This window comes from Synechococcus sp. H70.2 (assembly GCF_047462275.1).
Classification (GTDB): domain Bacteria; phylum Cyanobacteriota; class Cyanobacteriia; order Thermostichales; family Thermostichaceae; genus Thermostichus.
The window spans coordinates 146912-164928 of record NZ_JANSIU010000002.1 but is presented as its reverse complement, the minus strand read 5'-3'; the positions used below and the strand labels follow the sequence as shown (position 1 = coordinate 164928).

General features: G+C 59.1%; 17 protein-coding genes. 12 read left to right on the top strand and 5 right to left on the bottom strand.

Annotated features, from left to right (window positions below; translation table 11 throughout):
* Nucleotides 1-63: 63 nt before the first annotated feature.
* Entirely contained in the window at nucleotides 64-2679 is a 2616-nt protein-coding gene (gene glgP / locus NW822_RS03025) for an alpha-glucan family phosphorylase (protein WP_414403477.1), read from the bottom strand.
* 420 nt (nucleotides 2680-3099) lie between these two features.
* On the opposite strand from glgP, the gene mnmE reads away from it, so the two are divergent.
* The 4 genes from mnmE to gpmI all read left to right on the top strand — a co-directional run bounded on the left by mnmE (nucleotide 3100) and on the right by gpmI (nucleotide 7390).
* Entirely contained in the window at nucleotides 3100-4479 is a 1380-nt protein-coding gene (gene mnmE, locus NW822_RS03020) for a tRNA uridine-5-carboxymethylaminomethyl(34) synthesis GTPase MnmE (RefSeq protein WP_414403476.1), read from the top strand.
* A 92-nt stretch (nucleotides 4480-4571) separates the two neighbouring features.
* Nucleotides 4572-5072, top strand: a complete 501-nt coding sequence (dps, locus tag NW822_RS03015) for a DNA starvation/stationary phase protection protein Dps (RefSeq protein ID WP_414360881.1) — start codon at nucleotides 4572-4574, stop codon at nucleotides 5070-5072.
* Between the two features lie 36 nt (nucleotides 5073-5108).
* Nucleotides 5109-5633: a tetratricopeptide repeat protein gene (locus NW822_RS03010; protein WP_414360879.1), complete on the top strand. Its 525-nt coding sequence runs from the start codon at nucleotides 5109-5111 to the stop codon at nucleotides 5631-5633.
* Between the two features lie 164 nt (nucleotides 5634-5797).
* Complete coding sequence (gene gpmI, locus NW822_RS03005) at nucleotides 5798-7390, top strand: 2,3-bisphosphoglycerate-independent phosphoglycerate mutase (protein WP_414403475.1); 1593 nt, start codon at nucleotides 5798-5800, stop codon at nucleotides 7388-7390.
* Nucleotides 7391-7399: 9 nt separating this feature from the next.
* Here the strand turns inward: gpmI and NW822_RS03000 are convergent, their stop codons facing one another.
* Nucleotides 7400-7714, bottom strand: a complete 315-nt coding sequence (locus NW822_RS03000) for a hypothetical protein (protein ID WP_414360877.1) — start codon at nucleotides 7712-7714, stop codon at nucleotides 7400-7402.
* A complete protein-coding gene (locus tag NW822_RS02995) occupies nucleotides 7711-8298 on the bottom strand; it encodes a DUF3177 family protein (RefSeq protein ID WP_414403474.1) in 588 nt (195 codons plus the stop codon). The genes NW822_RS03000 and NW822_RS02995 overlap by 4 nt, the downstream gene beginning before the upstream one ends.
* 461 nt (nucleotides 8299-8759) lie before the next feature.
* Here NW822_RS02995 and NW822_RS02990 point away from each other — a divergent pair, with 461 nt between their 5' ends.
* From NW822_RS02990 to NW822_RS02955, 8 genes are all read left to right on the top strand, one after another.
* Nucleotides 8760-9155, top strand: a complete 396-nt coding sequence (locus NW822_RS02990) for a hypothetical protein (RefSeq protein WP_414360873.1) — start codon at nucleotides 8760-8762, stop codon at nucleotides 9153-9155.
* A gap of 5 nt (nucleotides 9156-9160) precedes the next feature.
* On the top strand, nucleotides 9161-9907 hold the full coding sequence (atpB, locus tag NW822_RS02985) for a F0F1 ATP synthase subunit A (RefSeq protein ID WP_414361225.1): 747 nt from the start codon (nucleotides 9161-9163) through the stop codon (nucleotides 9905-9907).
* Nucleotides 9908-10128: 221 nt separating this feature from the next.
* On the top strand, nucleotides 10129-10377 hold the full coding sequence (atpE, locus tag NW822_RS02980; RefSeq protein ID WP_414360871.1) for an ATP synthase F0 subunit C: 249 nt from the start codon (nucleotides 10129-10131) through the stop codon (nucleotides 10375-10377).
* An 87-nt stretch (nucleotides 10378-10464) separates the two neighbouring features.
* Nucleotides 10465-10938 (top strand): F0F1 ATP synthase subunit B', encoded by a 474-nt coding sequence (locus NW822_RS02975; protein WP_414403473.1) that lies wholly within the window; start codon nucleotides 10465-10467, stop codon nucleotides 10936-10938.
* A gap of 47 nt (nucleotides 10939-10985) precedes the next feature.
* Nucleotides 10986-11516, top strand: coding sequence for a F0F1 ATP synthase subunit B (locus NW822_RS02970; RefSeq protein WP_414403472.1), 531 nt, complete (start codon nucleotides 10986-10988; stop codon nucleotides 11514-11516).
* A 23-nt stretch (nucleotides 11517-11539) separates the two neighbouring features.
* Nucleotides 11540-12088, top strand: coding sequence for an ATP synthase F1 subunit delta (atpH, locus tag NW822_RS02965; RefSeq protein WP_414403471.1), 549 nt, complete (start codon nucleotides 11540-11542; stop codon nucleotides 12086-12088).
* Nucleotides 12089-12131: 43 nt separating this feature from the next.
* Nucleotides 12132-13652 carry a F0F1 ATP synthase subunit alpha gene (atpA, locus tag NW822_RS02960; protein ID WP_414360860.1) on the top strand — a complete coding sequence of 507 codons (1521 nt, stop codon included), beginning with the start codon at nucleotides 12132-12134 and terminating at the stop codon, nucleotides 13650-13652.
* Between the two features lie 30 nt (nucleotides 13653-13682).
* The gene (locus NW822_RS02955; protein WP_414360858.1) at nucleotides 13683-14627 is read left to right on the top strand and encodes a F0F1 ATP synthase subunit gamma; all 945 of its coding nucleotides are present in this window, start codon (nucleotides 13683-13685) and stop codon (nucleotides 14625-14627) included.
* Nucleotides 14628-14631: 4 nt separating this feature from the next.
* Here the strand turns inward: NW822_RS02955 and NW822_RS02950 are convergent, their stop codons facing one another.
* Nucleotides 14632-16323, bottom strand: coding sequence for an ABC transporter permease (locus NW822_RS02950; RefSeq protein ID WP_414403470.1), 1692 nt, complete (start codon nucleotides 16321-16323; stop codon nucleotides 14632-14634).
* A gap of 468 nt (nucleotides 16324-16791) precedes the next feature.
* Complete coding sequence (locus NW822_RS02945) at nucleotides 16792-17838, bottom strand: Fe(3+) ABC transporter substrate-binding protein (protein WP_414360854.1); 1047 nt, start codon at nucleotides 17836-17838, stop codon at nucleotides 16792-16794.
* Nucleotides 17839-18017 lie beyond the last annotated feature (179 nt).

The window sequence follows — 18017 nt, the reverse complement described above, 5'->3', positions numbered from 1 at the left end:
GGATCCCTGAGCGTTTCCAGCCTGGAGAAGCCTCAGAGGGTGGGGAGGGTTTCATTTTTCGGGCTAGGCAGGTGAAGCCCAGAGTATTAGCCGCAGCTCATAGGGATCGTACATATCGGGATGAAACGGCAGTAAGCGGATGGCCAGCCCCTGCAGGCCACTGGCCTCATAGCGGATCTGACCAGAGAAGATAGCGCAGTCCTCCACTGTCTCCACATAGCGCAGGGGGGTTGCGCGGCCGTTTTGGATCTGGCCGTTGTCGTCCACTGGGCCGTGGTAGGCTTGGACAATCACATCCTGGGGCTGCAGGGATCCCAGCTGCACCTCCACCGTTACGGTGAGGGGTTCCCGGGCCATCACCACCTCCTGGAGCTGGCTACCCTGGCCAGAGGAACGGTTGCCGGCGGGCTGCCTTGGATTCTCAACCCGGACGTCGAAAACCCGAATGTTGTACCAGTTCTCCTGCACATGGTTTTGCCAACGGGTCAACTGGCGGGCTGCCTGGAAATCGTTGCGCCGCATGCGGTTAAAGTAGTTACTCAACGGAATGTAAGCCCGCTCAGCATACTCCCGCACCATGCGCTGTGTGCTAAAGCGAGGACAGTTGAGGCGGATTGCCTGCTTCATCCGCTGAATCCAGGCGTGGGGTAGACCATCGCTGCCGCGTTGGTAGAAAAGGGGAGCTACTTCCTTTTCCAGGAGATCGTAGAGGGCGTTGGCCTCCACTTCGTCCTGGTAGGCGCGATCTGCATACTCCTCGCCGCGGCCAATGGGCCAGCCCGTCTGGTAGTAATCTGCCTCATCCCACCAGCCGTCCAGGGTGCTGAGGTGCAGTCCCCCGTTAGCTGCTGCCTTCATACCGCTGGTACCGCTGGCCTCGCGGGGGCGGAGGGGGGTGTTCAGCCACACGTCCACCCCTGCCACCATTAAGCTGGTGATGTACATGTCGTAGTCTTCGATAAACACCAGCCGCTGGCGGAACTCTGGCTGGCGCGACACCTGCACCACCTGGCGGATCAACTCTTTGCCGGCTGTATCGCGAGGGTGGGCCTTGCCCGCAAAGATAAACTGCATCGGGTACTGGGGATGGTTAATCAGAGCTTTGAGCCGCTCTAGGTTGTGGAGCAAGAGAGTGGCCCGCTTGTAGGTGGCAAAGCGGCGGGCAAAGCCAATCGTGAGGACTTCTGGGTTGAGGGCCTCTGCTGCTTGTTGGATCTCCCCTGCCGAGGCCGCCTGCTTCTGCAGCTGTTCCACCAGGCGCTGGCGGGTGAAGTCGATGAGGCGGGAGCGGCTGCGCTCGTGCGCCCGCCACAATTCCGCATCCGGGATCCGCTCCACCTTCTGCCAAACCGGATCCGAGGCAGGGGCCTCCGCCCAATCTGGCCCTAGGTAGCGGTCGTAGAGGGCTTGGTTTTCCTCCCCCACCCAGGTGCGGGAATGCACGCCATTGGTGATGGAGGTAATCGGCACCTCCTCTTGCGGGATCCCAGGCCACAGCTGGCTAAACATCTTGCGCGAGACCGCCCCGTGTAGCTTGCTGACCCCGTTAACAAACGAGGCCATGTTGATGGCTAGCACCGCCATGCTGAAGGGGGACTGGAAGTCCCCGGGATTTTCTCGACCTAGGGCCAGAAAGCGCTCCCGACTCAGGCCCATCTGGTTGTAGTAGAAGCTCAGGTAGTAGTCAATTTTGTCCGGCGGGAACAGGTCGATCCCGGCAGGCACTGGCGTGTGGGTAGTAAACATCTGGCTGGACTTAGCCACCTGCCAGGCCTCCTCAAAGCTTAGCCCTTGCTCCACCATCAACAGGCGGATCCGCTCTACCGCCAAAAAAGCCGAGTGCCCCTCGTTCATGTGGTAGACAGTGGGGTGGATCCCTAGAGCGCGCAGAGCCCGCACCCCGCCAATCCCCAGCATGATCTCCTGGTGGATGCGCACGTCCTGGTCGCCGCCGTAGAGCTCATCAGTGATGTCTTGGTCGTACTGGCTGTTGGGCTCGATGTTGGTGTCAAGGAGGTATAAGGGCACCCGCCCCACCATCGCCTTCCAGATGCGGGCAAACACCTTGCGGTTGGGGTAGTCCACCTCAATGCGAATCTCGCGGCCCTCCGCGTCCCTTTGCAGCTCCAGCGGCATGTTAAAGAAATCGTTGATGGGGTAGCGCTCCTGCTGCCAGCCATCGGGGTTGAGGTACTGGCGGAAATACCCCTTTTGGTAGAGCAGGCCCACGCCCACTAGCGGCAGGCCTAGGTCGCTGGCTGCCTTGAGGTGATCCCCGGCCAACACTCCCAAGCCCCCTGAGTAAATGGGCAGACAGTCGGCTAAGCCAAACTCAGCTGAAAAATAGGCATAGCACTCTCCCTCCACCGCCTGGGCCAAGCGATATCGGCGGTACCACGTGTCTTGTTGGAGATAGCTGTGCAGTTGCTGGCTAGCTCGCTCCAGTTGGGCTAGAAACCCAGGATCCTCTGCCAATTCATCCAGCCGTTCCTGCCGGATCTGGCCCAAAAGAGCCACGGGGTTGTGCCCGCAGGCATCCCACAGATCCGGATCCATGCGCCGGAAGAGGCTGCGGGTTTCTACATTCCAACTAAAATGAAAGTTGTAGGCCAAAAGGCGCAGGCTTTCCAAGGCAGGCGGCAGGTAGGGGGTTACCCTAAACGTGCGTAGCGGCTTCATAGGCAGGACGAGTGCAGGTTGCCACTGCCTGCTAAGCTAGCCCAAGCGCGGCTGAGGAGCCCAGCTTTTTTAGAATCTTTCGAGCTGAAGGCCTAGCCCCTGCCTAGGCAGCAGCTGTCGCGTCCGGGAGGGAAGGCTCGCGCTCCGCTTGCCCTTGTAGACGGGGGGAAGGCGCTCCGCACCCCCCCTAGCCCACCCTGCGGCTCTGGGCGCTCACGTCGTGGAACATGCTCGAGGAGGGGTTAAGGTAGGGCATACCGGGAGTAACGCCTCTGGACACGCTACCTGCAGCTAGCGATGGGTGAGGACTCGGTTCTGCTGACGCAAGCAGGTCAGTTGCCTGGAGGAAGGAGGAACCCCGCCCTGTCTGCCTAGCCACCCTGCAGGAAGCAAGCTACAGCGCCCAGGAGGAGGTCGGGTATGGATCGAACTGCACCACTGGCCGACACCATTGCTGCCATTGCCACCGCCGTGGTGCCCGAGCAGGGCAGCATTGGCATTGTACGCCTTTCTGGCTCGCGGGCTTTGGCCATTGCCCAGGCCATCTTTACCCCCGCCCGCCGCACCGCCACCTGGGAGAGCCATCGCCTTCTCTATGGCTGGATCCACGACGAGAAGGGCCGCCAACTGGATGAAGCCTTGGCTGTGTGGATGCAGGCCCCCCGCTCCTACACCCGTGAGGATGTGGTGGAGTTCCACTGCCACGGTGGCATTATGGTGGTGCAGGCTACCCTGCAGCAGTGCCTGCGCCAGGGAGCGCGGCTGGCCCAGCCGGGGGAGTTCAGCCTGCGCGCTTTCTTGAACGGTCGCATCGATCTAACCCAGGCTGAAAGTGTGGCCGATCTGGTGGCGGCCCGCTCCCCCCAGGCAGCGCAGATGGCGCTGGCGGGTCTGCAGGGCAAATTGGGCCAGTCCATCCGCGCCCTGCGCCAGGAGCTGCTGGGCTTATTGGCCGAGATTGAGGCACGGATTGACTTTGAGGAGGATCTGCCCCCCCTGGATGTCCCCGCTTGGCAGGCGCGCCTCCAGGAGGTCCAAGCCCAGATACAAACCCTGCTAGATACCGCCGAACGGGGACAACTGCTGCGCAGCGGGGTGAAGGTGGCCATTGTTGGACGGCCCAATGTGGGTAAATCTAGCCTGCTCAACGCTTGGTCAGGGCAGGATCGAGCCATCGTCACTGACCTACCCGGCACTACTCGGGATGTGGTGGAATCCCAGTTGGTGGTGAGAGGGATCCCCGTTCAGCTCCTGGACACTGCCGGTATTCGCGAAACCGACGATCCCGTGGAACGGCTGGGGGTGGAACGCTCCCAGCGCTTGGCCCAAGCTGCTGATGTCCTGGTGCTGGTGATCGATGCCCAGGCCGGCTGGACAGAAGCGGATGCGGCCATCTACGAGTCCATCCGCCACCGCCCCCTGATCCTGGTGATTAACAAAACTGATCTTGCCCCCGCCGACAAGATCCCTCTCCCGCCCGAGATTGCCTACCGCGTCCCCACAGTCGCTGCCCAAGGCAAGGGGATCGCGGAGCTGGAAGAGGCGCTGGAGCGGCTTGTTACCCAGGGGCGGCCCCAGCCCAACCTGGAGGTAAGCCTTAACCAGCGCCAGGCTGCCGCCCTCCGCCAGGCCCAGGCTAGCCTGGAACAAGTGGCCCAGGCCATGCAGGAGCAGCTCCCCTTCGATTTCTGGACCATCGACCTGCGGGGAGCGCTGCACGCCCTTGGTCAAATTACCGGCGAGGAGATCTCTGAAGCAGTGCTGGATCAGATCTTCAGCCGCTTCTGCATTGGCAAGTAAGCTAACTCATACTCATTCTGAGTTTGTGTTAGGATGGCCTAGGAGGGGATCCCGCACCCCAGACAATGGTAAAGACGGTTAGGAGATTGGCTATGGTGACCGCTGAAAAGACCCGCCTCTACCCCACCCAGATTGACTTGCCGGCTGAGGCCCGGGCGCAACTGGTGGAGTTGCTCAACCAGTCCTTGGCCGACACGCTGGATCTCAAAACTCAGGTGAAGCAGGCCCATTGGAACGTCAAAGGCATGAACTTCATTGCCCTGCACGAGATGTTTGACACCTTTGCCAGCACGCTAGAGAACTACGTGGACATGCTGGCAGAGCGGGTTACGGCCCTAGGCGGCATCGCCCGTGGCACTGCCCGCATTGTTGCCCAAACCTCGAGCTTGCCCGAATACGACCTAACGGCTGAAGACGGTCGGACTCACCTGCAGGCTCTAGCGGTCCGCTACGGCCAGTATGCCGCGGCGGTGCGCCGCAACATCAGCCGCGCCACTGAGCTGGGGGATGCCGACACTGCCGACCTGTTTACGGAGATCTCGCGCCAAATCGATAAAGATCTCTGGTTTATTGAGGCCCACCTGCAGGCCTAAAGCCAGCAAAGCCAACTAGAAAAGTGGGGTAACAAAATGGTTGCCAATGCTTCCCTCCTTTACTTGGCAGCTTTGGCAGGCATTCTGGGGGTGGTGGGGTTCTTTGTCCTGCGTGGGGTGCTGCGCCTACGGGCCCAGGAAAAGGTCATCCGGGAGCTGCAACCTCGCCTAAGCAAAGGCAAGGGATCCCCACAGGAGCACTACGAGTTGGGCAGCGTCTACCTGCAAAAGGGTCTCTACGAGCAGGCCATCGTGCAGCTGAAAAAAGCCCTAGAGGTGGCTGGGGAGAACATTCCGCCCGTCTGCAATGCTCTGGGCTTTGCCTACTTTAGCCAGGGGCAATACGATCTGGCCATTCGCTACTACAAAGATGCTGTTGCGGCAGATCCTGCCTATGTAACTGCCTGGAATAACCTGGGCCATGCCTATGAGAAGAAAAATCTCTACGGCCCCGGCCTGGAAGCTTACGAGACCGCGTTGAAGCTGGACCCGCAAAATGCCATTGCCAAGCGCCGCGCCGAGTTGCTGCGCAAACGTCTGCAGCCCAGCCCCCGCAGTTGATGCGGTAGATACGTATTAAGACCTAGAGCGGCAAGTCGAAGGAGAGGGGGTGAGAGTTTTTCTTCTCCTTGAAAGAGGGAGGCCAATCTTGAGCAGAAGGGAGGGATTCAGTATCGTGTTACCGGGGCTGGTATCATGTTTTGAAAAACACGAGAGTCCATCTCATGGATGCACAATTGGTGGCACCAGTAGTTCTGGTCATTCTAGATGGCTGGGGTTATCGCGAAGCCCTAGAAGGCAATGCCGTGCTAGCCGCCCGAACCCCTGTCATGGATAGTCTGTGGGCTACCTATCCTCATACCCTGCTGCAAGCTTCGGGGCGAGCCGTGGGCCTACCCGAAGGACAGATGGGCAACTCCGAGGTGGGCCACCTAACTCTAGGAGCAGGGCGGGTAGTGCCGCAGGAGTTGGTGCGCATTAGCGACGCCATTGAAACGGGATCCCTCTTCCAGGAGCCTCTGTTGCTGGAAGTTTGTCGTCAACTCAAGGAGCGGGGGGGCCGGTTTCATTTCATCGGTCTCTGCTCGGAAGGAGGAGTTCACTCCCACATTGACCACCTCTACGGCCTGCTGCGCCTGGCAGCCCAGGCAGGGATCCCTGCTTACGTGCATGCCATCACGGATGGCCGCGATACCCCCCCTTGTGAAGGGGCAAAAGTTCTGGCTACCCTCCAAAAAGAGCTGGAATGGCTGGGCAATGGCGTCATTGCTACCCTGAGCGGCCGCTACTACGCCATGGATCGGGATCGCCGTTGGGAGCGCACCCAGAAGGCCTACGAGATCATGACGGAAGATGGCCCCGGGTGTGGCCGCAGCGCTGCCGAGGTAATGGAAGACTTTTACGCCCAGGATATCACCGACGAGTTCATTCCCCCCACGCGTTTGGCTCCGGGAGCGGTAAAGCCGGGGGATGCGGTCCTCTTCTTTAATTTCCGCCCGGACCGGGCCCGCCAGCTCACCCAGGCTTTCGTCTGCCCTGACTTTTCTGGCTTTCAGCGGCGTCTGATTCCGGACCTCACCTTCATCACCATGACCCAATACGATCCAACCCTGCCGGTGCAGGTGCTCTTTAAGCCCCAGAACCTGGATCACCTGCTGGGCCAGGTGGTGAGCGAGGCCGGCCTTAAGCAATTGCGCATTGCCGAAACGGAAAAGTACGCCCACGTCACCTACTTTTTCAATGGCGGCATTGAGCAGCCCTTCCCAGGAGAGGATCGCATCCTGGTCCAAAGCCCACTGGTGGCTACCTATGACCAAGTGCCGGAGATGTCAGCAAAGGAGGTAACCGACAAGGCCATTGGAGCCATTGTCCGCCGTGAGTACAGCCTGGTGGTGCTTAACTACGCCAACCCCGACATGGTGGGCCACACTGGCAACTTTGAGGCCACGGTGCGAGCGCTGGAGACGGTAGACCAGTGCCTAGGTCGCCTACTGGCAGCGGTGGTGGACGTGGGAGGCACCACTCTCATCGTTGCAGATCACGGCAACGCCGAGCTGATGTGGGACGAGCAGGGCAACCCCTGGACAGCCCACACCACCAACCCCGTTCCCTGCATTCTGGTGGAGGGGGAAAAGCGCAAGATCCCTGGTCGCGGCGGCAACGTCAAGCTGCGCGCTGGCGGTACCTTGGCCGATGTCGGCCCCACCCTGCTGGAGATCTTGGGCTTGCCGCAGCCCCCCGAAATGACCGGGCAGTCCCTACTGGAGCCAGCAGAATACACCCTTCTGCAGCGGCCGCCAGTGCCTGTGGGGCGCTAAAGCCCTTCCTCACTCGGCTATTGGGATCCCTTCTTGGGCTAGCCAAGCTTTCAACTCCTCCCAGGTTTGGTAGAGGGCCAGCACCTGAGAGCGTTCAGGGTGATAGGGAGCACTCAGGCGCTCTAACTGTAAGAAGCGAGCCTGGGGAGGGATTACCGCTACTTCAGGATCGGGGGGAGTGGGCCGGCGCAGGGAGCTGCTGTAGCCGCGGTAGATGAGCACCAAATCAGTTTCTCCCTCGCTTTCCACCTCCACCCGCAGCACCTCCTGGGGGTGGCTCTGGCTGTAGCGCTCCAGAGCCAGCGGCCAAGGGAGGGGGCTCATGCTGCCACCTCCCCTTTCTCCCCACGGGGCCGCAGCCGCCAGACGAAGTAGACGCTGTAGAGCAGGTAAACCACCAAGCCCCAGGCCCCTGCGCTCCCGAGCAGCTCTGGCGATAGATTGGCGTGGAAGATCTCCCGAAAGCCCAGCGGCGGCTCAAACCAAGCTCGACACTCCGGTGGCAAAGAAGCTTGGAAGGCGCAGGGCACAAAGGCTCCCGAAAAGAGGAACCCAACCCCCATGTAGCCAGTTACAACCCAGCGCCAGAGCAAAAAGGCCCGCGCCGCCCAGCTTCTTGACTGCTCAAGGGCAGCACTCCAATCCCGCCAGAACCAAAGGCTAAGCGGGATTAAAAGCCGTGCCATCGCCCCGCTTAGGAAACTGACTGGCAGGCCACCAATCATTAGGTACACGGTTACCGCTAACAGGCTAGACACCCGCCAGTAGGCAATCAAGATTTGGATCAAGGGACCCAGCCCTACCGCAAAAGCCCAACCTAAGAGCGCTAACGGCACCACCACCGTCAGCGCCACCGCCAGGCTGTAGTCTGCCCAAATGGCCTTCAGCAGCCAACTCAGTGGGACCATCCTCACCCTTTCTCCTCCCTGACCCTAGTATGGCGGGATCCCCAGCGGGATCCCACAGGGTTACAGGATATTACAGATCCCTGGCCACTCCCCACGAAACCTTGCGTCGTTGGGAAAGTTTTTCAACTCTTGCCGTTGCCTCTCCAGGAAGGTGGTAGATTCTTAGAGGAACATCCGCAGACCAGCCGGAAAGCAAGCTGTCTTTCTGGAGGGCAGACAGGGGTTTCCTAGGACCTTAGCTTGGCCTAGCTTGTTAAGTATTGTTACTTGGCCGTGTTATTTTGGGTTAAGGCCAGCTCCTAAGCGGTAGGAATCTTGCTTCCATGCCACGTTCTTCCGGACTTCTCTCCCACAGTCCCAGGCGCTGGAAGGCAACCCAGTGGAAGCCCAGGCCTTTGCCTCCCTTGGAGGGCGTGCCTCTTTCCCAGAAGGGCGAGGCAGAGGAGGGCTGCCAAGGGTCGTTGCCACCAAAGACAGCCTCTGGCAAGAGGGCTGGCGAGGGGAAAAGCTATGCCGACCTGCAGCTATGGCTAGTACTGGTTACTCTGGGTGTCAGCCTAGCCATTGCCCTAGGGGTGGCGTTGGTTTACTCGCCAGGGGTGGCAGGCAACTACCTGCTGGGAGCACTTGCCGGTGTGGTCTATCTGCGCATGCTGGGCCGCGGCGTGGCAGAGCTGGGCAAAAGTCGCAACCGCCTAGGAGTGATGCGCTTGGCTCTGTTTGTTGGGCTGATGGTTTTAGCTGCTGAGGTGAAGTCCTTACAGATTTTGCCAATCTTCTTTGGGTTTATGACCTATAAGATCACCCTGCTCATTCACCTTGTCCAGACGTTGAGCCGTTTGTCTTCCTCCTCATGATGCTTATGAACCCGTCCTTCTCCCCTCCTCTTCTCCTAGCAGAACTGGAAGTTGGCCATCACCTCTACTGGCACCTGGGCAAATTTACGGTTCATGGCCAGGTTTTGATTGCCAGTTGGATTGCCATTGCCCTGATCTTGACGGTGGTGCTGTTGGGCACTCGTCAACTGCAGCGGGAGCCCGCTGGCTTGCAAAACTTTATCGAGTACACCCTGGAATTTGTCCAGAGCATTGCTCGCGCCCAGATTGGCGAGAAAAACTTCCGGCCTTGGGTACCCTATGTTGGCACCTTGTTCCTGTTTATTTTTGTCTCCAACTGGATGGGCAATCTCTTCCCCTGGAAGTTGATTCCCCTGCCGGAAGGGGAGCTGGCTTCTCCCACCAACGACATTAACACCACTGCCGGCTTGGCGCTGCTGACCAGTATCATGTACTTTGCGGCTGGCATCAGCAAGCGGGGGCTGTCCTACTTTAAAAAGTACATCGAGCCCACGCCAATTCTACTGCCCATCAACGTCCTGGAAGATTTCACCAAGCCCCTCTCCCTAAGTTTTCGTCTGTTTGGCAACATCTTGGCAGAGGAGCTGGTGATTGCAGTGTTGGTGTTGCTGGTGCCGCTGTTGATCCCGGTGCCAGTGATGGTTCTGTTCTTGTTTACAGGAGCCATTCAGGCTTTGATCTTCGCAACCCTCTCAGCGGCTTACATTGGAGAGGCGCTGGAAGGGCATGGGGGTGGCGATCACCACGACTGACTGCTGGGGATCGTTACGGCCCCTACCCAGTTCCAGGCCCAGCTCTTCCGATCTCTCCAATGGGTTGTCGCAAGGGATCCCTTCTCTGGTAAGGTTTGTTGGGGCCGAGGGCGTAAGCCTGGAGGCCACCGACAAGGGGGGCGACCGGCTTGGATACTCAAGCTAGAGCACCTCGAAGCTCAAAACCCTGTTGTAACGACAAGGAGCATCTTGCTATGGCTATGGATCCGTTAACCTCTGCTGCTTCTGTTTTGTCTGCTGCTCTGGCCATTGGTCTGGGATCCCTGGGGCCGGGGCTGGGCCAAGGGAATGCCGCTGCTGCTGCTATGGAGGGGCTGGCCCGCCAGCCAGAGGCGGAAGATAAGATCCGCGGCAACCTGTTGGTCAGCTTGGCCTTCATGGAAGCTCTGACGATCTACGGCTTGGTGGTGGCCCTGGTGCTTCTGTTTGCCAACCCCTTTGCCTCTTAGTGCCGTTGTTTTGGGGGGCAGTCCGGATGCCGGCTTGCCCCCAGATCTTGCTTTGTCTCAGAATTCCGTTTTTGTCGGTGGGGCCCCATGATCTCCTCAACCCTTTTAGCTGTCGAGGCCGCCGAGAAAAATGGCCTCTTCGATCTGGATGCCACCTTGCCCATCATTGCCGTTCAATTCTTGTTGTTGGTAGCCGTGCTCAACTCTCTCTTCTATGAGCCGGTTACTCGGGTTATCGACAGCCGCAACGACTACATCCGCACCACTCAGGCGGAAGCCCAGGAGCGGTTGGAGAAGGCCACGGCTCTAGCCCAGGAGTACGAGGCTGAGATTAGTCGAGCCCGCCTCCAGGCACAGGAAGTGATGGCCGAGGCGGAAGCAGCTGCGGCGCGCATTCGTGCGGAGAAGTTGGCAGCGGCTCAGGCGGAGATCCAAGCCAAACTGGAAGCGGCGCGGCGGCAGATTGAGCAGGAAAAGCAGGCGGCCCTTGAACAACTGCAGCAGCAAGTGGATGCTATTGCTGCCCAGATCACCGAGAAGTTGCTAGGCAGCGTCCGTTAGGTAGTCAATTTCCTAGGGAGTAGTTTGTGATGCTGGTGTGCAGCTGGATGTCCGCTTGGCTCCTAGCCGTTGCTGAGCCGGTAGTGGAAGCCGCCGGGGTGTCGATCCTGGAGGCAATTCTGGAAAGCAATCTGGTCAACATTGCCATCATCTTGGCTTTGCTGTACGTTTTGGGCCGCCGAGTGGTGGGGGAAGCGCTGGCAAAGCGGCGGGAAGGCATCCTCGAGGAACTGCACCAGGCGGAGCAACGCAAGCAGGAAGCCATCACGAGGTTGGCGGAGGAGCAGCAAAAGCTGGCGCAGGCCCAGCAGGAAGCAGAGCGCATTCGCCGCGAGGCGGAGGTTAACGCGGAAGCTCGCCGCCAGGAGCTGTTGCAGCAGGTGGAGCAAGAGATCGAGCGGCTGCGCGCCAGAGCGGCAAGGGATCTCGCTGCTGAGCAGGAGCAAATTCTCCAAGAGCTGCGCCGCCAAATTGTGCGCCAAGCTCTGAGCAAGGTGGAGCAGGAGCTGCCGCAGCACCTCAATGAGGAGATTCACCATCGCCTAATTGAGCAAGGGATCCAAATGATCGCCCGCTAGCCGAAAAGGAGAAATAGAGACCTATGATGACTAGAAAAATGACCCTCAGGCTGGTGGATCCCTACGCCGAAGCCCTACTGGCTCTGGCTTCTGGGCAAGGGCTGCTGGACACCTTTACCGCCGATATTCGTTTCCTTGCTGCCGTTTTGCAGGCCACGCCGGAGCTGGGCGAGTTTCTCGCTAGCCCTCTGGTTAAGGCGGAAGCCAAGAAAAAACTCCTGCAGCAGGTGTTTGCCGCTCAGATCCACCCGCTGCTGCTCAATGCTCTTCAGTTGCTGACCGACCGCCGCCGTATCATGTTCCTTGAGGCTCTCTGCCGGCGTTTCCTAGAGCTGCAGCGGAAACTGCAAAACATTGTCCTAGCTGAGGTAACCACCGCCGTGCCCTTGACGGAGGCCCAGCAGCAACTCCTCCGTGAGCGGGTGAAGGACTTCACGCAAGCTAGCGGCGTAGAGCTCCAGATTAGCCAAGATCCCACAGTGCTAGGCGGAGTAATCCTCAAGATTGGATCCCAGGTCATTGACCTCAGTTTGCGCGGCCAGTTGCGCTCGCTGGCCCTGCGGTTGGTTTAAGTTTTCTTTTTAGATCCCCTTCCACTTCCCTGAGAGGACTGCCATGCCTACCATTCGCCCAGATGAGATTAGCACCATCATCAAGCAACAGATCGAACAGTACAACCGGGAGATGCAGGTCTCCAATGTCGGCACAGTCCTACAAGTAGGAGACGGCATTGCCCGAATCTATGGCTTGGAGAAGGTGATGGCCAGTGAGCTGCTGGAGTTTGAGGATGGCACTCTGGGCATTGCTCTCAACCTAGAGGAGGACAACGTCGGCGCCGTGCTGATTGGCGACGGCCGCAGGATCCAAGAAGGATCCACCGTCAAAGCCACGGGTAGAATTGCCAGCATTCCGGTGGGGGAAGCCCTGCTGGGCCGCGTGGTCGATCCCCTGTGCAATCCCCTCGACGGCAAAGGACCGATTCACTGCACCGAAACTCGCCTCATTGAGTCCCCCGCTCCCAGCATTATTGATCGCCGCTCCGTGTATGAGCCGCTCCAAACCGGCATCACTGCCATCGATGCCCTGATTCCTATTGGGCGGGGACAACGGGAGCTCATCATCGGCGACCGCCAAACTGGTAAGACCACCCTTGCTGTCGACACCATCCTCAACCAAAAAGGCCAGGATGTCATTTGCATCTACGTGGCCATCGGCCAGAAGCAGAGCAACATCGCCCAGGTGGTGAACATCCTCACCGAGCGGGGGGCAATGGACTATAGCATTGTGGTGGCTGCCGGCGCCGACAGCCCGGCCCCACTGCAGTGGCTAGCTCCCTACTGTGGGGCCACCATTGCTGAATACTTCATGTACCAGGGTAAGCACACCCTGGTGGTCTACGACGACCTGTCCAAGCAGGCAGTGGCCTACCGCCAAATGTCGCTGCTGTTGCGCCGTCCACCTGGCCGGGAAGCCTATCCGGGAGATGTGTTTTACTTGCACTCGCGGCTATTGGAGCGGGCGGCTAAGCTCAACAGCCAGTTGGGTGAGGGCTCCATGACAGCCCTGCCAATTGTGGAAACCCAGGCCAATGACGTATCGGCCTACATTCCCACCAACGTTATTTCCATTACTGACGGCCAGATCTTCCTGGAGTCAGATCTGTTCAATGCCGGCATTCGCCCTGCCATCAACATCGGGATCTCCGTCAGCCGCGTTGGCTCGGCGGCCCAAACCAAGGCTATGAAGAAAGTGGCTGGCTCGCTGAAGGTGGAACTGGCGCAATATCGCGATCTAGAAGCCTTTGCCCAGTTTGCCTCCGACTTGGATGAGGCCACCCAAAAGCAACTGGCCCGCGGTCAAAGGCTGCAGGAGATCCTCAAGCAGCCGCAGTACTCGCCGCTGTCTCTGGATCAGCAAGTGGCCATTATCTACGCGGGGACGCAGGGCTACCTGGACGACATCCCGCTGGAGAAAGTCTCCAGCTTCAAGCAGGGCTTGCTGTCCTACTTGAGCACCGCCCATCCCAAATATGGCGAGATTGTCCTCTCCACCAAGCAGCTTACTGAGGAAGCGGAGGAGATCCTCAAAACCGCCATCGCGGAGTTCAAGCAAAGCTTTGTGGCGAAGGCGGCCTAACGGAAGTTACCCCAGCAAGAGGGACTGGTTATGGCAAAGCTAAAGCGGATTCGCGACCGCATCAAGGCAGTGAAAAACACCCGCAAAATTACGGAAGCCATGCGCCTGGTGGCGGCAGCGCGGGTGCGGCGGGCCCAGGAGCAGGTGATGGCCAGCCGTCCTTTTGCCAATCGCTTGGCCCAGGTTTTCTATCGGCTGCAGACACGGCTGCGGTTGGAAAATGTCGAGCTACCCTTGCTAAAGCAGCGCCCTGTTGAAACGGTGGGCTTGCTGGTGGTGGCTGGGGATCGAGGCCTATGCGGTCCTTACAACGCCAATGTTATTAAGCGCACTGAGGAGCGAGTGCGCGAGCTGCAGGAAACGGGGCAGCGGGTGCAGTTCTACCTAGTGGGCCGCAAGGTGGTGCAGTATTTTCAGCGGCGCTCTGCCCCTATCGCCAAGACCTACGTGAATCTGTCCCAGATCCCCACTGCCGCTGAAGCTGCTCAAATTGGGGATGAGCTGCTCTCCGCTTTCCTCTCCGAGAAGGTGGATAAGGTGGAGCTCATCTACACTCGCTTTGTCTCGCTGATTAGCTCCCGGCCAGTGGTGCAGTCGCTGCTTCCTCTGGATCCCACGCGCCTGGCTGCTCGCGACGATGAGATTTTTAACCTGTTGGTGCGGGGGGGAGAGTTTGTGGTCGAGCGCAGCAAGATCGTCGCTCCTGTCTCTGCCCCGCCACCGGACATGATCTTCGAGCAGGATCCCGTGCAAATCTTGGATGCGCTCCTGCCCTTGTACATGAACAATCAACTCCTGCGGGCTTTGCAGGAGGCAGCAGCCAGCGAGTTGGCGGCGCGGATGACAGCCATGAGCAATGCCAGCGATAACGCCACTGAGCTCATCCGTACCCTCAGCCTTGCCTACAACAAAGCCCGGCAAGCAGCGATTACCCAAGAGATCCTCGAAGTGGTAGCAGGTGCTGAAGCCCTGTAGGAGCCTACGCCGAGAAGCCCAGATTACGCCGCTGAGCCATTTGCGAGCTGAGCAGGATGACGGGCAGAATCCCTACGAAAACAATTGCCAAAGCAGGGGCACCGGCCTCGGCAAGGCGCTCGTCGGCCGCTAGGCGGTAGGTGTGGACGGCTAGGGTGTCGAAATTAAAGGGGCGCAGCACTAGCGTCGCCGGCAGCTCCTTCATCACATCTACAAACACCAGCAGCATTGCTCCTAGGATCCCGCCTCCCATTAGGGGGAGGTGCACCCGCCACAGGGTACCTAGGGATCCCTCCCCTAAACTGCGGGCTGCCTCGTCTAGACTGGGGGGAATGCGCAGCAGGGTCACCTCAACGGTGGCCAAGGCCACTGCCAAAAAGCGCACCAGATAGCCAAACACGAGGGCAGCAATGGTACCGCTGAACACCGGCCCGGGTGACTGCTGCAGCAGCACCTGCCGCAAGTAGCTCAGTAGGTGATCCAGTTGCCCCAGGGGAATTAAAACCCCTACGGCAATTACTACTCCAGGCAAAGCATACCCCAAGGAAGCCAGCCGCACCGCTAGCCCCAGGCCCCAGGCCGATCCCCGCTGTAGTCGCAAGCCGTACAGCACCACTACTGACACCGAAACGGCAATCACCGCTGTAATCGTGGCCAGAAGGAAGCTGTTCTGGGCGTAGCTCCAAAAGCGGTGGTGCAACTCCCCCTGGCGCAGAGTCATCTGGAGGAGGATGAGGGCAGGGACGACAAAGCCCAGCCCAATGGGGAGCCCACAGGCTAGCCATGCTCCTAGAGCGCGGATTCCTTGGAGGCGGTAACGGGTTGGCGTGGGCCTGAAGCCTTGGCGATAGTAACGCGCCCGCCGGCGGGAGAACTGCTCCAGGCCCCTCAGCAGCAATACCCACAGCAACAGCAGCGCCGAGAGCTGAGCTGCTGCCACCGGATTGCCCAGCGCCGTCCAGGTACGGTAGATGCCGGTGGTCAAGGTATCGACGCCAAAATAGCTAACTGTGCCGAAGTCATTCAGGGTCTCCATCAAGGCCAGCAGACAGCCGGCCACGATCCCCGGTCGGGCCAAGGGCAAGGCCACCCGGAAAAAGCTGGCCCAGGGTCCGTAGCCCAAGGAGCGGCTCACCTCCAAACAGGCCACCGACTGTTCCTGGAAGGCCAGCCGTGCCGAGAGATACACGTAGGGGTAGAGGGTGAGGACGAGCAGCAGGATCGCTCCCCACAGGGAGCGAATGTTGGGGAACCAGTAGTCGCCGATCCCCCAGCCGGTAACGCGCCGCAGCCAGATCTGGAAGCCGCCGGTTACCTGCAAGAAGTCGGTGTAGGCATAAGCCAACACATAGGTGGGCGCCGCTAGGGGCAGCACCAGCATCCACTCCAGCCAGGCCCGCCCCCAGAATTCGCACATCGTCACCAGCCAGGCGGTGCCGCTGCCCACCAGGATGACTCCCACTCCCACCCCTACCATCATCAGCAGACTGTTGCGCAGGTACAGCCCCAAGACCGTGTCGGCCAGGTGCTCCCAAACCTGCCGTTCATCCGCAAAGAGGCTGAGGAGAACCGTGAGGATGGGAACGAGGATGAGACCGCTGAGAGTTAGGGTCAGAAGCGTCCATCCGCTCAGAGGTGGGAAGCGGATGTTTTGTAGAAATTTGCTCAACAGCTTTAGCCTAGTTCGTGTGTGCATCTCAATAAAAACCTCAGCAAGCTCTAACGAAGGGATCCTCTAGGGAACTCCGCCCTTTAGCAGCCAGGTTCTCTTTCAGAACAAGCTCTTCGGCAGTTTAACCAAATAGGCAATGTTCTGGTCTTGCTGGTTTTCTAGGTAGGGCATCGTTTTCTCTCTTCTAAAGAACAACCAATTCCTCTAGCTTATCGTGCCCTTGACCAGGCGGTTGTTTAGGCCGAGGTCAAAAACATCGGCAGCACCAGAAATGTTAATGTAGATGGCCAGCTCCCGAGGTTTTACCATCCTGCTTGAGGACTAGGAAGGTCGCATTTTTACTTGCAGCCAGGCCTGTTCTCTCTAGAGGATAGAGAAACCTCTAGAAAGACCTAAGGGTCCTTGAGCCGCCCTAGAGCATAAATGCTTGGCCAAAAACTGTCAAGCTGATTCACGTTTGTGGCTCAAGCAATGGGAGGCTGCACTTGGGATCTACTTCCAACCAGCCCGATCCATCACTCTCAAGGCCTCAGGAGTAACGCGGCCAATGCTGGCGGCGTTGATTGTGTCCTCCTTGAAGGTGCCAAAGCTGGCCACCACCGAGTCGATCTCCGCACCCGGCAGCACCGGGTATTCGTTGTTGCTTTGGGCAAAGATGGCCTGCGCTTCTGGGCCGGAGAGGAACTCCAGAAACTGGATGGCTGCCTCTTTGTTGGGAGCCGTTTTCAAAATCCCAGCGCCGCTGATGTTGACGTGAGTGCCGCGATCCTGTTGGTTGGGAAAGAAGACGCCGATTTTCTCCGCTACGGCGCGATCTTCAGGATTGTCGGATTTAATCAAACGCGCCAGGTAGTAGGTGTTGGCCAGGGCCACGTCTCCCACGCCAGCAGCCACCGCTTTGATTTGATCAATGTCTCCCCCCTCGGGCGGGCGGGCAAAGTTAGCCACCAAGCCCCGTGCCCACTTTTCCGTCTCCGGGATCCCGTGCGCCAAGATGAGGGAAGCCGTCAGAGATTGGCTGTACACATTGCTGGAGGAGCGGGTGAGCACCTTGCCCCGCCACTTGGGGTTGGCCAGATCTTCGTAAGTGGAGAGCTCCTTGGGATCCACCTTGTCTTTGTTGTACATAATTACCCGCGCCCGCTTGGTCAAGCCAAACCAGTAGCCTTCCGGATCCCGCAGGGATTCTGGGATGTTCCTAGAGAGCGTCTCCGACTGGATAGGTTGAAACAAGCCTTCGTTTTGAGCTCGCCACAGCCGGGCTACATCCACCGTCATGAAGATATCAGCGGGACTGTTGGATCCCTCGCTGCGGAGGCGCTGAGCAATCTCATCGGCGTTGCCCTGCACCCAGTTCACCCTAATGCCTGTTTTCTGTTTGAAAAGTTCGTACAATTTCTCATCAGTACTGTAGTGCCGGGAGGTGTAGAGGTTTACCTCCCGGTTGGCACCGCGAGCTGAACGTCCCAGAGAGCCTACTGCCAAAGCTACAGAGCCCAGTACGGCTCCGTTAACCAATTGCCGTCGTGATAGGCGCATACCTAACCCCTAAACTCAAAAAAATCTCAACAAAGACTGCTAAACTGGCTCCAGCGGCAGTGCTGGCGGCCACGAAAGGGCTTGAAAAGCCTATTCCCTAGAAGCCGGACGCCCCTGGTAAGCCTCGGCTTCCCAGAGCTTTGCTAGTCCAAGCTTATTGAGAGTCTCTATCAGGAGCC

Excerpts from the sequence above, each read along its gene's own strand:
- glgP (WP_414403477.1), bottom strand. The coding sequence starts at position 2,679 with ATGAAGCCGCTACGCACGTTTAGGGTAACCCCCTACCTGCCGCCTGCC.
- mnmE (WP_414403476.1), top strand. The coding sequence starts at position 3,100 with ATGGATCGAACTGCACCACTGGCCGACACCATTGCTGCCATTGCCACC.
- dps (WP_414360881.1), top strand. The coding sequence starts at position 4,572 with ATGGTGACCGCTGAAAAGACCCGCCTCTACCCCACCCAGATTGACTTG.
- NW822_RS03010 (WP_414360879.1), top strand. The coding sequence starts at position 5,109 with ATGGTTGCCAATGCTTCCCTCCTTTACTTGGCAGCTTTGGCAGGCATT.
- gpmI (WP_414403475.1), top strand. The coding sequence starts at position 5,798 with ATGGATGCACAATTGGTGGCACCAGTAGTTCTGGTCATTCTAGATGGC.
- NW822_RS03000 (WP_414360877.1), bottom strand. The coding sequence starts at position 7,714 with ATGAGCCCCCTCCCTTGGCCGCTGGCTCTGGAGCGCTACAGCCAGAGC.
- NW822_RS02995 (WP_414403474.1), bottom strand. The coding sequence starts at position 8,298 with ATGGTCCCACTGAGTTGGCTGCTGAAGGCCATTTGGGCAGACTACAGC.
- atpB (WP_414361225.1), top strand. The coding sequence starts at position 9,161 with ATGAACCCGTCCTTCTCCCCTCCTCTTCTCCTAGCAGAACTGGAAGTT.
- atpE (WP_414360871.1), top strand. The coding sequence starts at position 10,129 with ATGGATCCGTTAACCTCTGCTGCTTCTGTTTTGTCTGCTGCTCTGGCC.
- NW822_RS02975 (WP_414403473.1), top strand. The coding sequence starts at position 10,465 with ATGATCTCCTCAACCCTTTTAGCTGTCGAGGCCGCCGAGAAAAATGGC.
- NW822_RS02970 (WP_414403472.1), top strand. The coding sequence starts at position 10,986 with ATGTCCGCTTGGCTCCTAGCCGTTGCTGAGCCGGTAGTGGAAGCCGCC.
- atpH (WP_414403471.1), top strand. The coding sequence starts at position 11,540 with ATGATGACTAGAAAAATGACCCTCAGGCTGGTGGATCCCTACGCCGAA.
- atpA (WP_414360860.1), top strand. The coding sequence starts at position 12,132 with ATGCCTACCATTCGCCCAGATGAGATTAGCACCATCATCAAGCAACAG.
- NW822_RS02955 (WP_414360858.1), top strand. The coding sequence starts at position 13,683 with ATGGCAAAGCTAAAGCGGATTCGCGACCGCATCAAGGCAGTGAAAAAC.
- NW822_RS02950 (WP_414403470.1), bottom strand. The coding sequence starts at position 16,323 with ATGCACACACGAACTAGGCTAAAGCTGTTGAGCAAATTTCTACAAAAC.
- NW822_RS02945 (WP_414360854.1), bottom strand. The coding sequence starts at position 17,838 with ATGCGCCTATCACGACGGCAATTGGTTAACGGAGCCGTACTGGGCTCT.